1 protein-coding gene is annotated in these 233 nt (G+C 64.4%); it reads right to left on the bottom strand.

What is annotated here, in order from left to right; all coding sequences use genetic code 11:
* On the bottom strand, positions 1–206 hold a 206-nt coding region (locus C666_RS19225), incomplete at its 3' end, for a hydroxymethylglutaryl-CoA lyase-like TIM-barrel protein (protein ID WP_503169801.1).
* Between the last annotated feature and the right edge of the window lie 27 nt (positions 207–233).

Here is a 233-nt window from a genome sequence, read left to right as displayed (position 1 = left end):
TCGTCGCTGTGCGCCGGAAAGCCGTAGTTGACCGAGCTGCCGCCCAGGCCGTCGCCGTGGGTGACTTCGATCAGTGGCACACCCGCGTCGTCCAGCCCCTGGGCGATGCTCTTCATCTGTTCGAGCGTCATCAGGTGGCGCTTGGGGTGCATGCCGTCACGCAGGGTCATGTCGTGGACGGTGATCTTCTTGCCGCGCAGTTCCATGCTGATCTCCTTCAGGCCGCCATCACG

Origin of the sequence: Thauera linaloolentis 47Lol = DSM 12138, assembly GCF_000310205.1 — a bacterium.
In the GTDB taxonomy this organism is placed as follows: domain Bacteria; phylum Pseudomonadota; class Gammaproteobacteria; order Burkholderiales; family Rhodocyclaceae; genus Thauera; species Thauera linaloolentis.
Note: the sequence above shows the minus strand (reverse complement) of the source record. Positions and strands in the feature narration are given on the sequence as shown.